Origin of the sequence: Lactobacillus sp. N54.MGS-719 (assembly GCF_000980505.1) — a bacterium.
Lineage (GTDB): Bacteria > Bacillota > Bacilli > Lactobacillales > Lactobacillaceae > Lactobacillus > Lactobacillus amylovorus.
Window position 1 is genome coordinate 1 of record NZ_LARO01000123.1, and the last position, 1028, is coordinate 1028.

1 tRNA gene and 1 rRNA gene are annotated in these 1028 nt (G+C 34.4%); both read left to right on the forward strand.

Features of this window, described 5'->3' with window-relative positions:
- Nucleotides 1-97, forward strand: a 5S ribosomal RNA gene (gene rrf / locus WS44_RS10220); the annotation flags it as partial.
- A 13-nt stretch (nt 98-110) separates the two neighbouring features.
- A tRNA-Asn gene (locus WS44_RS09535) sits at nt 111-183 on the forward strand.
- The last annotated feature ends 845 nt before the right edge of the window (nt 184-1028 follow it).

Consider the following 1028-nt stretch of genomic DNA (forward strand, 5'->3'; position numbering starts at 1 on the left):
GGATACACCTGTTCCCATGCCGAACACAGAAGTTAAGCTTCTTAACGCCGAAAGTAGTTGGTGGGCAACTGCCTGCGAGGAAAGGAAGCTGCCGTGCTCTTTTTTAATATTCCGGCTTAGCTCAGTTGGTAGAGCGCTTGACTGTTAATCAAGATGTCGTCAGTTCGAGTCTGACAGCCGGAGCACGGAAGAAGGAGGCCGCCGGGCCTCTTTTTTGGTATCTAAATAAAGTTAATTTGTGGCGAGGCTCGCATCTGAGTATAAGTATTAATACTTATATAGATTTTTGCAGACCAATAATTAACAAGACACGGTTACTATAAACCTGGCAAGTTTAATTAATAATGAGGATATGATTGGTCGATCAATTTTATGAATTAATGGATTGATCGAAATTGACTATGTATTCCAATTATTTTGATCCCAGAGGCATAAAAACAGTGGGGGTAAAGTAAAATACTTGAAGGCCAATTTGAAAAGAAGAATTTTAAACATGCATGAAGTTGTTTAAGTAAAATGATTTAGGCTAAAAAGGTATTAGGAATTTTAAATTATATTGAATGGTCTCAGTAGAAAAATTCTGAGACGAGTATTCGTCGTTATCTACTCTTGATTGCCCTCTTTTAGAAATAATAAATATAAAGCATAAATAATTATATTGTGTTGATAGATTTGAATAATAAAACAAATTAAAAAGGAAAATAGATAAAAAGCAATAAAAAAGCACACTGTTTTCACAGATAAAAGTGAAATTAGGTGTTTTTTTGTATTTTTTGAAAAATTTTGAGAAAATTTTAGCGTTATTTTGATTAAAAAATGAGCAAAATCCGAACAGTATTCTTTAAAAAAGCTGAATAAGGGAATTAAATGAGCAAAATCCGAAGAGCAAAAATAAGAATGGCTACAACGCATCCTAGTGTATCCAGATTAACGCGAACGAAAGGGCGAACTTGCAAGAAGAGCAGAAATAGGGTAAATTAATAAAGTCGTTTCGAGAGATGCGGCACAGCTTGAATAAGAAGCCTGAG